The sequence below is a fragment of the uncultured Chitinophaga sp. genome (assembly GCF_937874145.1).
Classification (GTDB): Bacteria; Bacteroidota; Bacteroidia; order Chitinophagales; family Chitinophagaceae; genus Chitinophaga.
Window position 1 is genome coordinate 1 of record NZ_CALNBI010000147.1, and the last position, 13393, is coordinate 13393.

General features: G+C 54.4%; 16 protein-coding genes. 5 read left to right on the forward strand and 11 right to left on the reverse strand.

All coding sequences use genetic code 11. From position 1 onward, the window contains the following. Positions 1-309 precede the first annotated feature (309 nt). Positions 310-1161: an endonuclease/exonuclease/phosphatase family protein gene (locus tag Q0510_RS06900; RefSeq protein ID WP_298709477.1), complete on the forward strand. Its 852-nt coding sequence runs from the start codon at positions 310-312 to the stop codon at positions 1159-1161. Between the two features lie 116 nt (positions 1162-1277). On the opposite strand, the gene Q0510_RS06905 is transcribed toward Q0510_RS06900, so the two are convergent. Continuing rightward, positions 1278-2246, reverse strand: a complete 969-nt coding sequence (locus tag Q0510_RS06905) for a M20/M25/M40 family metallo-hydrolase (RefSeq protein ID WP_298709479.1) — start codon at positions 2244-2246, stop codon at positions 1278-1280. A 90-nt stretch (positions 2247-2336) separates the two neighbouring features. Between Q0510_RS06905 and ruvB the strand changes: the two genes are divergently transcribed. Beyond that, positions 2337-3368: a Holliday junction branch migration DNA helicase RuvB gene (ruvB, locus tag Q0510_RS06910; protein ID WP_366940996.1), complete on the forward strand. Its 1032-nt coding sequence runs from the start codon at positions 2337-2339 to the stop codon at positions 3366-3368. 70 nt (positions 3369-3438) lie between these two features. Here the strand turns inward: ruvB and Q0510_RS06915 are convergent, their stop codons facing one another. Genes Q0510_RS06915 through Q0510_RS06925 form a run of 3 tightly spaced genes read right to left on the reverse strand, consistent with a single transcriptional unit; the run spans position 3439 to position 6111 of the window. After that, positions 3439-4140 (reverse strand): response regulator transcription factor, encoded by a 702-nt coding sequence (locus tag Q0510_RS06915; RefSeq protein ID WP_298709484.1) that lies wholly within the window; start codon positions 4138-4140, stop codon positions 3439-3441. 59 nt (positions 4141-4199) lie between these two features. Further along, the gene (locus tag Q0510_RS06920; RefSeq protein ID WP_298709486.1) at positions 4200-4994 is read right to left on the reverse strand and encodes a DUF3108 domain-containing protein; all 795 of its coding nucleotides are present in this window, start codon (positions 4992-4994) and stop codon (positions 4200-4202) included. Between the two features lie 10 nt (positions 4995-5004). Further along, positions 5005-6111: a lysylphosphatidylglycerol synthase transmembrane domain-containing protein gene (locus tag Q0510_RS06925; RefSeq protein ID WP_298709488.1), complete on the reverse strand. Its 1107-nt coding sequence runs from the start codon at positions 6109-6111 to the stop codon at positions 5005-5007. Here Q0510_RS06925 and ruvC point away from each other — a divergent pair. Together ruvC and Q0510_RS06935 are read left to right on the forward strand one after the other, a co-directional pair. After that, on the forward strand, positions 6025-6588 hold the full coding sequence (gene ruvC / locus Q0510_RS06930; RefSeq protein ID WP_298709490.1) for a crossover junction endodeoxyribonuclease RuvC: 564 nt from the start codon (positions 6025-6027) through the stop codon (positions 6586-6588). The two genes, Q0510_RS06925 and ruvC, sit on opposite strands and share 87 nt — an antisense overlap. Positions 6589-6747: 159 nt before the next feature. Continuing rightward, positions 6748-7449 (forward strand): response regulator transcription factor, encoded by a 702-nt coding sequence (locus tag Q0510_RS06935; protein WP_298709492.1) that lies wholly within the window; start codon positions 6748-6750, stop codon positions 7447-7449. On the opposite strand, the gene Q0510_RS06940 is transcribed toward Q0510_RS06935, so the two are convergent. The 4 genes from Q0510_RS06940 to rsmA all read right to left on the reverse strand — a co-directional run bounded on the left by Q0510_RS06940 (position 7446) and on the right by rsmA (position 10248). Continuing rightward, the gene (locus Q0510_RS06940; RefSeq protein WP_298709494.1) at positions 7446-7847 is read right to left on the reverse strand and encodes an HIT family protein; all 402 of its coding nucleotides are present in this window, start codon (positions 7845-7847) and stop codon (positions 7446-7448) included. The genes Q0510_RS06935 and Q0510_RS06940 overlap by 4 nt on opposite strands. Positions 7848-7942: 95 nt before the next feature. Continuing rightward, positions 7943-8416 carry a transcription elongation factor GreA gene (gene greA / locus Q0510_RS06945; RefSeq protein ID WP_298709496.1) on the reverse strand — a complete coding sequence of 158 codons (474 nt, stop codon included), beginning with the start codon at positions 8414-8416 and terminating at the stop codon, positions 7943-7945. A 156-nt stretch (positions 8417-8572) separates the two neighbouring features. Next, positions 8573-9499, reverse strand: a complete 927-nt coding sequence (locus Q0510_RS06950) for an NAD(P)-dependent oxidoreductase (protein ID WP_298709498.1) — start codon at positions 9497-9499, stop codon at positions 8573-8575. Then, a complete protein-coding gene (gene rsmA / locus Q0510_RS06955; protein WP_298709500.1) occupies positions 9496-10248 on the reverse strand; it encodes a 16S rRNA (adenine(1518)-N(6)/adenine(1519)-N(6))-dimethyltransferase RsmA in 753 nt (250 codons plus the stop codon). The genes Q0510_RS06950 and rsmA overlap by 4 nt, the downstream gene beginning before the upstream one ends. Before the next feature lie 103 nt (positions 10249-10351). Here rsmA and pdxA point away from each other — a divergent pair, with 103 nt between their 5' ends. Further along, on the forward strand, positions 10352-11431 hold the full coding sequence (gene pdxA, locus Q0510_RS06960) for a 4-hydroxythreonine-4-phosphate dehydrogenase PdxA (RefSeq protein WP_298709502.1): 1080 nt from the start codon (positions 10352-10354) through the stop codon (positions 11429-11431). Positions 11432-11434: 3 nt separating this feature from the next. On the opposite strand, the gene Q0510_RS06965 is transcribed toward pdxA, so the two are convergent. From Q0510_RS06965 to Q0510_RS06975, 3 genes are all read right to left on the reverse strand, one after another. After that, positions 11435-12280 (reverse strand): class I SAM-dependent methyltransferase, encoded by an 846-nt coding sequence (locus tag Q0510_RS06965; protein WP_298709504.1) that lies wholly within the window; start codon positions 12278-12280, stop codon positions 11435-11437. Between the two features lie 96 nt (positions 12281-12376). Continuing rightward, positions 12377-12679 (reverse strand): transcriptional regulator, encoded by a 303-nt coding sequence (locus Q0510_RS06970; RefSeq protein ID WP_298709505.1) that lies wholly within the window; start codon positions 12677-12679, stop codon positions 12377-12379. Between the two features lie 64 nt (positions 12680-12743). Continuing rightward, a complete protein-coding gene (locus Q0510_RS06975; RefSeq protein WP_298709506.1) occupies positions 12744-13379 on the reverse strand; it encodes a hypothetical protein in 636 nt (211 codons plus the stop codon). Positions 13380-13393 lie beyond the last annotated feature (14 nt).

The window sequence follows — 13393 nt, forward strand, 5'->3', positions numbered from 1 at the left end:
AGCGGTACGCCGCCTGCCGCGATTTTCCATATCCCAACAAACCCAACGCCGGCACATACGCATGCCAATTCCCTCCCCTATCCTGGAACAATAACCCGGCAGCCCGTACGCGGCTCCCCACCGGCCCCTCGTGTACTATGCGCATCGTCTTCATAAAACGGAATTCAGCAATACCGGATGTGAATGGTAAAATGTTCTGATCCCAAAACTAGGGGGAAAGATGGTCATGGCGAGGAAAAAAGGGTGAGGATATCTCAGAGTTAACGACAATATCTCCGAAAAACGAAGATTGTGTAGTATTTTGATTGCATGAAAAGATTTATGACGCTATTCCTCGCCGCTTTCACCTGGTTACAGTCGCATGCGCAGGACCGCAGCATCCAGGTCATGACGTTCAACATCCGCATGAACACACCTAAAGACAGCATCAACGCCTGGCCCAACCGCAAGGACCGCCTCGCCTCCCAGATCCTTTACCATCGCCCTGCACTCCTCGGCGTACAGGAAGCCCTCTGGGAACAAATGCTCGACCTCAACAACGCACTCCCGCAATACAAATACCTCGGCGTAGGCCGCACCGACGGCGACAAGAAAGGCGAATTCTCCGCCATCTTCTACGACACCACCCGCGTCAAACTCCTCGAATCCCACACCTTCTGGCTCTCCGAAACACCCGATAAAGCAGGCGCCAAAGGATGGGACGCCGCCATCGAACGCATCGTCTCCTACGGCAAATTCCGCGACAGAACCACCGGCAAAATATTCTACCACTTCAATACCCACTTCGACCACATGGGCAAAATCGCCCGCCGCGAAAGCGCTAAACTCCTTATCGAGAAAGTAGCCGCCATCTCCGGCAAACTGCCCGCCGTGGTAACCGGCGACTTCAACGCCACGCCCGGCGACGAGCCCATCCGCGTGATCGTGGACGCGCAAAACCCGCTTCACCTCACCGACGCCAAAGCCATCAGCCAGACGCCGCACTACGGCCCCACCGGCACTTTCAACGGCTGGCGCGCCCACGAAACCAGCAGCGAGCCCATCGATTACATCTTCCTCAATGGCCCCTGGAAAGTGCTGCAACACGCCACCATTTCCCAAACCTGGAAAGGCCTCTTCGCTTCCGACCACTTCGCCGTGATCGCAAAACTCCAGCTGTAATACAATACGCTCAAATACAACAGGGGCGGGCCTTGCACAGGTCCGCCCCTTTTTTTTACGCATAAAAAAACGAGCCGGGTTTGCGGCTCGTTTTTCTTTTATACAGGTAAAATTTACTACTCTTTCGTTACACGGGTAGGCGTGTCCTTCCCGCTCACGATCGTGCCGGAGCTCACCGCGATGGCGCTGATGATGTCGGCGATATTCTGCATGTCGAGCGATTCGATCTCATCGTCTACACTGTGGTACAGCTTATCCTTGTCGATCTGCGTGGTGGAAATGGTATGCGCGGGCACGCCGAGCTTGGCCAGCATGGCATTGTCGGACCGGTAAAACAGCTGCTGCTCCGGATAGGGATCCGGGTGGAATTGGAACGCCGAGCCCTCCAGGTTGCGTTGCAGGATCGGACCGAAATCCGAACGCTCGAAACCCGTGATGAACGCGCTGTTGCGGCCAAACTTGGATTCCTTCCCGATCATTTCGATGTTGAACATGGCCACTACCTGGTCGGGATTTACTTCCCGTGAAAAATACCGGGAACCAAAACCGCCGATCTCTTCGGCCGTAAAACAGGCGAAAATCACCGTGCGCTCCGGCGGATGCTGTTTGAAGTGGCGCGCCAGCAGGATCACCGCCGTGATGCCGGAAGCATCATCGTCCGCGCCATTGGCGATACTGTCGCCCGCAACGGGTTTCAGGACGCCGATATGATCGTAGTGGCCGGAGAAGATCACGTATTCATCGGGCTTGCTGCTGCCGCGGATCAGGCCCACCACGTTGTGGAGCGCTTTGGCGCCGGGCACGAGGCTGAGCGAGTCTGCCGGGTAAATCGTCCGGCTTTTCATGGCGAAAGGCTGGCGGTAGCTGGCGGCGCCGGGCAGTTTCTCCAGGCCGGCCTTTTCAAATTCGGATTCAATGAAAAGGGACGCCTTCTCGATGCCGGGCGTGAAGGTTCCGCGGCCCATCATGCTGTCGGCGGCGAGCGTGGAAATAATGCGGCGGACCTCGTTGACGTCGGTCTGCTGCGCCGAAGCACCCAGGCTGGCGGAAAGCAACAGCATGGCTAACATAATTTTTCTGGACATAGGCAGATGAAAGATTTGCCTAAAAATAAACGATATTCATATCCTCGCCAATTTCTCATTATTTTTGACGCTGAAAGGCAACAAACACACATGTCCAATCCAAACCTAAGACCAGATGAACAAAGGATGAGCGCTGCCGAGAAGGAATTCGAGAACAGCATCCGGCCGCGGGAGATCATGGATTTTTCGGGGCAGGACCAGATCATCGAAAATCTGAAAGTGTTCATCAAAGCGGCGAAGATGCGCGACGAAGCGCTCGATCATATACTTTTCCATGGTCCTCCGGGCCTGGGGAAAACGACCCTTTCCCGCATCGTGGCCAACGAGCTCGGCGTGAATATCCGGGAAACGTCGGGCCCGGTGATCGAAAAGCCCGGCGACCTCGCCGGCCTGCTCACCAACCTCGAAGAGCGCGACGTACTGTTTGTGGACGAAATCCACCGCCTCAGCACCGTTGTGGAAGAATATCTCTACTCCGCCATGGAGGACTACCGGATCGATATCATGATCGACTCGGGCCCCAATGCGCGGTCGGTCCAGATCAACCTGCACCCTTTCACGCTGGTGGGCGCCACCACGCGCTCGGGCCTTCTCACCGCCCCGCTGCTCAGCCGCTTCGGCATCAAAAGCCGCCTCGAATATTATACGGCTGAAGTATTACAGCGCATTCTCTGGCGCGCCGCCGGCCTCCTCGGCACCAAAATAACTTCCGATGCCGCCATGGAAATCGCCCGCCGCAGCCGCGGCACACCGCGTATCGCGAACGGATTGCTCCGCCGCGTGCGGGACTTTGCGCAGGTGATGGGCAACGGCACCATCGATCTCGGCATCGCGCAATTCAGCCTCAAAGCCCTCAGCGTCGACGAATATGGCCTCGATGAAATGGATAACCGCATCCTTTCCACCATCATAGACAACTTCAAAGGCGGCCCGGTTGGCATCACAACCATCGCAACGGCCGTTGGCGAAGAACCGGGAACGCTTGAAGAAGTCTACGAGCCTTTCCTCATACAGGAAGGTTTTATCAAACGTACGCCCCGCGGCCGCGAGGTCACCGAGAAGGCATATACCCATCTCGGCCGGAACCCCAACAGCCGGGGTTCCAACTTGCTCTTCCCTTAAATAACTGATTATCAAATACAAAAGGCCGGTTGAAACGATCAACCGGCCTTCTTCATTATATATACTGGCATTAATCTTTCACCACGAGGCGGAAGCCGTTGCCATGGATGTTCACGATTTCGATGTTGGAATCGTCTTTCAGGTATTTCCGGAGTTTGGCGATGTACACGTCCATGCTACGACCGTTGAAGTAGGTGTCGCTGCCCCAGATTTTTTTGAGGGCCACTTCGCGGGGGAGCAGGTCGTTTTTGTGCTCGCAAAGCATGTGCAGCAGCTCGTTTTCCTTGGGCGACAGCGTATGCGAGTCCGCGCCTTTGGTGAGGGTGCGCAGGCGGGAGTTGAACTGGTATTGCCCGATTTTGAACTCGAACTGTTCTTCTTCCTTATTATTCAGTTCCTGGTTACGTTTCAGGATCGCTTTGATTTTCAGCAGCAGCAGTTCGGAGTCGAAAGGCTTGGAGATGTAGTCGTCGGCGCCCAGCTTATAACCCTGGATGATATCTTCCTTCATGGTTTTGGCGGAGAGGAAAAACAGGGGGATATCCGGATCCACGTCCCGGATTTCTTCCGCCAGCTTGAACCCGTCCATATTGGGCATCATGATGTCGAGCAGGCAGATGTCGAACTTGTCCCGACGGAAGGCTGCGAGCGCGAGGATACCGTCCCGGCAGAGCTCGACGTCGTAGTCGTTGAGTTCCAGGTAGTTTTTTAATACCATCCCGAGGTTGGTATCGTCTTCGGCCAGCAGGATCTTGGGTTTGCGTTCTTCCATATGTAAAATTGATTGTGTCTGAAACAAATATAACAGATAAAGGCGATTCCGGTTCGGCTTTAACGTTTCTTTACCAGGGAGGAGAGCGCCCAGCGGAGGTTGGAGAAGCTGATCATGTCTACTTTAATGCTGCCAACTGAAATGGGGCTATCGACCCGCAGGGGAATTTTATTCGCATCATCGCTTACCCACACGGTCATTTTTTCCCCGCCTTCGAAGATGGTGCCTTTGATGAGGAGGGGTTTGAATTTGATGGCGCGGAAGGTGCCGTAGCGGGTTTCCACTTGTTCTTTGCCGATGTACCGGATATAGATGTCGAATACTTCATCGTCGAGGAACATGGAGAACGGGATCTTGTCGCCCGGTTTGTATTTATTGAAGTCGATGTTGCGGGCGTAGTAGATCGACGAGATCACGTCCTGTATGCAGGCGGGCACTTTGAAGGTGCCGTTGGTGCTGGTGGCGGTGTTGTTGTCGCGGTTGAAGCCGACGTTGTTGTATTTTTTGTAGCCGCCTTCGTTGATGTTGCGGATGAAGCGGATGGGGAGCAGGGTGGCGGTGTCGATATAGCTTTCGTAGCGGTCGCGGACTTTGAAGAACCAGTCGTAGGAGCGATAGGTTTTGCCGTCGCCCACAACGTGGTAGGCGTCTTTACCGTTGTATTTAACGAGGGTGGTATTGAAAGTGGCTTCCCCGGCGCCGACGAACATGCTGCCGAGGTTGTAGAATACTTTCATCGTGAGGGATTCGCCAGCTTTGAAGCTGGTATTGACGATACCGCAGAAGTTATCCTGCGCCCTGGGGGAGGCGGGGTACAACAACAGGCCGCAAAGCAACAGTAAAACATACTTCATCGAACGATCGCTATTTATCTCTGAAAATCTTCACGCCGAGGAGCAGCACGGAGCCGATGGCGGCGGGCAGCACCAGGTTGATCAGCCATATGGCCACGGTGGCGGCCAGGATGCCTGCGGCGTTGGCGCTGAGGAGGCCCAGGAAGTGGAGGCTGACGCTACCCCGGAGGCCGATCTCTGCGATGGCCACGGTGGGGATCACTGCCATGACGAGGTATATTACACTGATCATGAAAAACCCTTCCCACCACACAAATGCAACACCCAACGCATATAATAAAATCAAATACTGTGCCGTAAACACGATATACCGGATGGCGCTCAGGTACAGCAGGGTCCGTAATTCCGCCGGCGAATACCGGACGATCACCATGATGAACACCTTCACCTTGCGCAGCCACTTCACCCGGTCGACCAGCGAAATAATGATCCTCAGCCGAAAATAAAGGAATAAAACGGTGGCGCAAACCAGAATGAGTAAACCAAGCGTTAATTTTTCCCTAAAACCCGGGGCGGAGGAAAGCTGGCCGGTAACGTCGAAGCGGCTGACATAGAAAAGGCCTCCCGCGAGGCCGAAGAGCAGTGTGGCGATGATCTGGGAAAAGCTGCCGACGATGGTGGCGGCGATGGATTTGAGTTTGCTGGCGTTGCTGAGGTACAGCATCCGGCCGCCGTATTCGCCGATGCGGTTGGGTGTGCTCACCGAAACCGAAACCCCTGTGAGGATGGCCCCGAAGGCCCTTCGGAAGGGCACCTGCTCGAGGGGGCGCACCAGGATCTGCCATTTCCGCGCCTCGATGCCCCAGTTCACCAGCATCATCAGCATCACCATCAGCAAAAGCACCCATCCCCTGTCGGCTATCATCTCCCGGATATGCGCCCAGGCCGCCGGAAGGTTTTCCTGGTGCCGGATCTGCCGGACGATCGCAAAGGTTAACCAGGTGAACAGGGCGCCGCCGAGGACGTAATTGAGGATTATTTTGGTACTTTTGTTCAGACTTCTTCGAATTTTGGCAAAAATAGGCTCCGCTTGGCAAACAATACAAAAATAATTCTCGGGATCGACCCCGGAACCATTATCATGGGCTACGGCCTCATCGCCGTGAAAGGCCAGCAAGTGGAGATCATCAAAATGGATGTGCTCAAGCTCAACCCGAAAAAAGACCACTACGAAAGATTGCAGGCGATCCACGACCGGATGAACAAGATCATCCTGGAACACAAACCTGTTTGTTGCGCCATCGAGGCGCCTTTCTTCGGTAAAAACGTGCAGTCGATGCTCAAACTGGGCCGGGCCCAGGGGGTGGCGATCGCCACGGCCATGCAGGCGGGGCTTACGGTGGCGGAATATTCGCCCAAGAAAGTGAAGCAATCGATCACCGGCAACGGCAACGCCAATAAAGAACAGGTATGGCAGATGCTCCAGCGCATCCTCAAATTCACGGAAGTGCCCGAATACCTCGATGCTACCGATGCCCTGGCGGTGGCAGTCTGCCATCATTTCCAGGACAGCAGCCCGCTTGTAACCACCGGTAAATCAAAAGGGTGGGACAAATTCCTGCAGCAGCATCCCGAAAGGCTCGCTCGCCCGTAGCCGGGTTTTGAACATAATCCGGCCGGCCGATGTTTGTTAATTGAGAAATTGTCCTTATTTTGAACTGAAATAAGGCTAAAGTGCCCTGAAATAGTACCGCGGGGCACAAACAAGTGTTACTAATGAAATTTAATACCTCACCCCTAATTTTTTTCGTAGATGGATACGAAGGCTAGAATTTTACTAGTAGAGGATGATTATAACCTGGGTGCTATTACCAAAAAACGTTTGGAAGAATCCGGATACGAAGTGACGCACTGCTCCGATGGAGAAATAGCCTGGAAAACGTTTCAAAAAAGCCTGTACGATATATGTCTGCTCGATGTGGTGATGCCAAAGAAAAATGGCTTCGAACTGGCCCGGCAGATCCGTCAGAAAAACGACCTGATCCCTATCCTGTTCCTCACTTCCAAGTCGCAGGACGAAGACAAGATCAGCGGTTTCAAGCACGGAGCGGACGACTACGTTACCAAGCCCTTTTCCATGCAGGAGCTCCTGCTGCGCATCGAAGTGTTCCTCAAACGCACGCGCCCGCTGAATGCGGATAAGCGCACCACCTATACCGTTGGCAAAATCACCTTCGATTACGGCGAACTGAAACTGATGGACAGCGCCGGCAAACTGAAAGCGACCCTTACCCAGAAAGAGGCCGACTTACTGAAATTTTTCTGTGAGAATGCCAACAAGACCCTCAAGCGGGAAGAGATCCTGTATCATGTGTGGGGGAAAGACGACTATTTCCTGGGCCGCAGCATGGATGTTTTCATCACCAAAATCCGCAAGCACTTCGTCGACGATAAGGACGTGAAGCTGGAAACGCTTCACGGCATCGGGTTTAAGTTTTACGTACCTACGCTTTAGGCGTTACGCTCCAGTTCCGCAATGATTTTTTCCTGGATCGCCTTGAATTCCTCAGGCTGCAGTTTCAGCTTGGGGCGGGTGAAGTTGAGATCGTCTGCCGAGTTGATCGGTACCAGGTGCATGTGCGCATGCGGCACTTCCAGCCCCATTACGCTGATCCCAACGCGGTTGCAGGGCATCACGGCTTCAATCGCCTTCGCGATGGGGCGCGCGAAAAGCAGCCATTCCGCTAGGTATGCATCATCCACATCAAAGAATTTATCGGTTTCCGTTTTGGGAATGATGAGGGTGTGCCCCTCCATCATGGGGAAGATGTCGAGGAAAGCGAAGAACCGGTCGTTCTCCGCGATCTTGTAGCTCGGGATTTCTCCTTTGATGATTTTTGAGAAGATAGTCATGGGACGGGTATGCTTTAGCTCGGTATAAAACTACAATTTTTGGCATAAAAAAAGGCCCCCTTGCGCGGGGGCCTCCGTATACATTGCCGCCGCTTTTACACGGTGATATGATCGATCTTGAAACGGATCTTGCCGTTGGGAGCCACCACATCGGCCTCGTCGCCTACCTTCTTGCCCAACAGGCCCTTGCCGATGGGAGAAGTAACGGAGATCTTGCCCAGCTTCAGATCGGCTTCCTTTTCGGATACCAGCTGATAGGTGGTCGTTTTCTTATTGGCCAGATTGGTGATGGTCACTTTACAGAGAATCGATACTTTGGAAGTATCGATCGAATCGGCTTCCACCACACGCGCTGTGGCGATGGCGTTTTCCAGCACGGCGATTTTGGCTTCATGAAGGCCCTGCGCTTCCTTCGCCGCATCATATTCGGCGTTCTCTTTCAAATCTCCTTTCTCACGCGCTTCGGAAATCGCCCGCGCAATCTCAGCCCTTCCTTTGGTCTTGAGTTGCGTAAGCTCATCCCGCATTTGTTCAAGGGTCTCCTTGGTAACGTAATTTACGCCAGACATACCTGAATGTTTTTATGGGACAGAAAAAAAAATTAACGTCCTCGCTTGCGCAAAGACGTCAATCCAGTATCAGTATTGCAAATATAACTTTTTTTCATTCCGATCCTCCCCCGCATTCAAATATTAAAATGCATAATATGGAGGCTTTCTCCTATGCTACAAGCCGAGTTTTTCCAGCGTAACCTTCGCCATTTTGATGCTCGCCTCGTGGCTGTAACCCGCGATGTGCGGGGTTATCACGGCGCGGGGATGCGCCAGGAGATATTGGAACTCCGCTTTCTCGGTTTCATTGAATGTTTCCAGCTTCTCGTTTTCCAGCACGTCGAGCGCGGCGCCTGCCAGCGCACCGTTTTCCAGCGCCTGCACCACGTCGGCCGTTTTCACCACCTTGCCGCGTGAAGTGTTCAGCAGGTATACCGGTTTGTGGAATGATTGAAAGAATGACATGTTCCCCAGGTGCCGCGTTTCCTCGGTCAGCGGCAGGTGCAGGCTCACGATGTCCGCCTCGCGGTACAGGTCTTCCAGCGTAGCTTCCTGCACGAATTCGTCGCTGAACCCGGTTTTATATTTATCGTAAGCGAGGATTTTCACGCCGAACCCGCGGAGCCTTTGTGCAAACGCGCCTCCGGTATGCCCGAATCCGATAATGCCCACGGTGCGCCCGCCCAGCTCCCAGGCCCGGTTGCCGTCGCGCTCCCAGATGCCCTGGCGCAGCTCCAGGCTGCTCTTCAGCAGGTTGTGCATCAGCATCACCAGCATGCCCACCGCCTGCTCGCCCACGGTATCGCGGTTACCTTCGGGGCTGCTGGCCAGCCGGATGCCTTTCTGCGCGGCATACGCCGTATCGATCAGTTCCATCCCCGATCCGAGGCGCCCGATCCATTCCAATTGCGAAGCCCGGTCCAGCATCGCCTTGTCGACCTTGATGCGCGTAGTCACAATGAGCCCGGAAGCCCCGTGAATAGCGGCCATCAGCTCGTCGTAGGTGATGGAAGGACGGTAGTCCACCGCAAACCCTTTCGCCTGTAATTCGTTGATCAGATATTCGTGTACTTTGGCCGTGATGATGACTTGCTTGCTCATAACATTTGTTCGGTGAGGGCTACGAAATCAGCTACCGTGAGCTCTTCCGCGCGTTTCGTAAATATGGGTTCCTGTAAGAATTCTTTTTTGAACAGTCCTTTCAGCGGGTTGCGCAATTGCTTGCGGCGCTGCCCGAAAGCGGTTTTCACCAGCAGGGTGAATTTTTTCCAGTCCTTCACTTCATACGGTTTTTCGAGCCGTGTGCAGCGGATGACGCCGGATTTCACTTTGGGCGGCGGGTTGAAGCAGTTTTCATGCACATCGAAAAGATATTCGATCCGGTATTCGGCCTGGAGTAGCACACTGAGGATGCCGTAATCCTTGTTGCCGTGCCCTGCCGCGATGCGTTGCGCCACTTCTTTCTGGAACATGCCTACCACGAGGGGCACCTGCTCCTTCCATTCCAGCACGCGGAACATGATCTGGGTGGAAATGTTGTAGGGAAAATTGCCAATGATGGCGAAAGGCCCGGCGAAAGGCGCCTGCATTTCCAGGAAGCTTTCGTTGATGAGCTTGCCCTGGATGGCGGGGTACGTCTTTTCGAGGTACTGTACTTTCTCCGTATCGAGCTCCACGGCTTTGAAGGTCACGTCCGGGATTTCCAGCAGGTATTTGGTGATGGCCCCGGCGCCGGGGCCCACTTCCAGCAGCTGCATGCCCGGGGTAACGGGCAATGCCTCCACGATCTGGCGGCACATGTTCTCATCTTTGAGGAAATGTTGGCCTAATGACTTCTTTAGCGTATACATGGAACAGAATAAGCCGCAAAATTAAGGAATCCCCGGCAGTTTGCCCCCGGGGGCCTATCTCTCAACTATAACACGTATATTTGTTGCCTATTTCGGATTACTCATGAGCTCAGTTAACGCACATACGCATCGCCCCGTGATCGGGATCTCCGCGGGAGACCTGAACAGCATCGGCCTGGAGATCATCATCAAAACTTTCACCGACAACCGGATGCTGGAATTGTGCACCCCTGTGGTGTTCGCTTCCAACAAAGCGATCAATTTCTACCGGAAACTGCTCAACGAGAACAACTTCAACTATCAGAGCATCAAGGACTTCAGCAAGCTGAACCCCAAACAGGTAAGCGTTTTCAACTGCTGGGAGGAAGAAGTGCTGATCACGCCCGGCGTCCTGAACGAAACCGGCGGAAAATACGCCGCCCGCTCCCTCGCCGTAGCCGTGGAAAGCCTGAAAGCACGCGATATCGAAGGACTTGTAACCGCTCCGATCCACAAAAAGAACATCCAGTCGAAGGATTTCGACTTTACCGGCCACACGCCTTACCTCCGCAACGCCTTCAACAGCAAAGACGTGCTCATGTTCATGACGGCGGACAATATGCGCATCGGCCTGCTCACCGAGCATGTGCCCGTGTCGGAAGTGGCTAAATATGTGACGAAAGAAAATATCCTCTCCAAGATCGCCATGATGAAAGAAAGCCTCGTGCGCGATTTCGGGATCGACAATCCGCGCATCGCCGTGCTGGGCCTCAACCCGCACGCCGGCGACGAAGGGCTGATCGGCAACGAGGAAATCCAGCAGATCGCTCCGGCCATCCGCGAAGCCAAACAACGCGGCACCCTCACCTTCGGCCCCTACAGCGCCGATGCCTTCTTTGCCCGCGAAATGTACACGAAATTCGACGGCGTACTGGCCATGTACCACGATCAGGGCCTCATCCCCTTCAAATCCCTCGCCAGCGGCGAAGGCATCAATTACACCGCCGGCCTCCCCATCGTGCGCACCTCGCCCGACCACGGCACCGCCTTCGATATCGCAGGTAAAAACGTGGCCGACGAAGCCTCCTTCCGGCAAGCCGTTTTCTCCTGCCTCGATATCATCGCGCAGCGGAGAGAATACGCGGAAAACACCCGCAATCCCCTGAAGAAAACGGAAATCGCGTCCGAAAGAGGCGCCGTGTAAGACTCAGAGGTAAAAGGCGGTCATCTCCATAAAACCTTCCCCTTCTTCGTAGAACAGCTCATTGCGGCCGTTCAGTTTGAATTCTATGTCCTGCAGCGAGTCCACCCCGGCCACATCGCCGTGCAGCAGCTCCACCATGCGGAAAATTTCCCGGCGTTCGTACTGGTAAGTAATTCCCCCGATAAATTGCTCGATGCGCGCCTTCAGCTCCAGCAGCATGGGCCTCCCGGCGGCGGGCACTTTATGCGGTGGCAACATGTAATCCATGAACACCACGTTGGTCTTGTTCGGCGTCCGGAAAAGCTGCATTGTATTGAGGAACAGTTCGTCCGGGATATAGTGGATGACGCCCTCGAAAAGGACGATAGCGGGATGTTCGGTGGAATACCCCGCATCCCGGAGCTTTTCCAGCAGATGCAGGGTATCCGTTATATCCGCCTGAATAAAATGCAGGGCCGGTTCCCCCGGCAGCAGCCGGGCGTACAGCGAGGACTTGGCGGGCATATGCACCGCATCCACCTCAAAAATCTCACTGATGGCCGCGCGGTGATGTTCCAGCAACCAGAGCGATACCGGGTCGAGCCCGGCGCCAAGCACAACTACCTGCACGGGCCTGCCGTCTTGCAGGTGCGTTTCCAGCAAATGGCGGATAAATCGCTTGCGGTACAACACCACCGTCGTGAAATGCGGCCAGGCGCCCTGAATTCCGGAGGCAAGCTCCTGTACGTCGCCGAAATCTATCAGGCCGTAAAACCTGCCGGCAAGGCCGGAGTCGTACAATGACCGGGATTGCAGCAATACGAGTGCTGCAGTGGGCGCCACTTTCAGTTTGTGATCCAGCAGTTCCATCGCGTGTCCTTTAAGGGTTATCAAAACCGCCCCGGGCGGACGTTAAAGATAACACGCGGCGCTGCACCGGCCCGTCAGTTGCAAAACGAATACCGGTCAGGATTTGCGGCCGGTGTGGAAGTAAGTCTGGATGGATTTGACGTAGTTCTGGAATGCCGCGGAACCTTTTCCCGTGATGCGGCAGATGGTTTGGGGGTAATTATCTTTGAACTGCTTCGTGACCTCGATGTATTCCGCTTCCTTCAGCTTGTTGATCTGCACGCTGAGGTTGCCCGCCGTAGCGTTGGTCATCTCTTTCAAGGCGGTAAATTCCGCTTCTTTCTCGCGCATCAACACCGACATTACTGCCAGCCGCAATTGCGAATGTAAAACCGGGTCCAGCTCTTTAAACACGATCACGATTGTTTGGATTACAAAAAATAATTACGGGCGGAATATGCGTTCCGCCCGTAAAATATAAAAATCACGGCATTTTCAGGAGTTCTTTCGTATAGGCTTCTCCCCAGCGCGGCGAAATGCTGCTTTCCGGTTTGAAGGCGGAGAACTTTTGCAAAGCCACGTTCAACAGTTCTTTCCCTTTGGTTTTGCTGCCGCCGAAAGCTTCGGGCGTAAACATGAGGTTTTGGCCGGCCAGTAAATACACGCGGGGATTCCCGGGATTTTGCTGCTTCGCTTTATCCAGCAGTTCCGCGGATTCGGCGCCGTATTTGGCGCCACGGGTCATGGGGTCTACCGCGATGCGGGAAACGGCAATAAGCGACAGCAGGCATGACAGTTCGGAATCCTCACCTTTCAGGGCTACAGCTTTCTCCGCCATGAGCGAGGCTTTATCGGCGATAGGGTCGACTTTCGTTTTGTCCTCCGTCATAAATGCCTCGTTCACCAGGCAGTAGGCGGCGTAGTAATAAGGAAGCCACTGCGTTTTCTCCGCTTCGGCGATGCGCTCGAAAGTGTTGCCCAGGGCTTTGAGGGACGCGGGGTTGAAGGTGCCTGCACTATCCAGCAAGCGCACCTGTTGCTGCATGGCGGCTTCGTAGCGGTCTTGCCCGTGGGCCGCCAGCACGGCTAAAAGCAGGAAGTAAGTGATGATAGATTTCATATTGTCGGATTAAA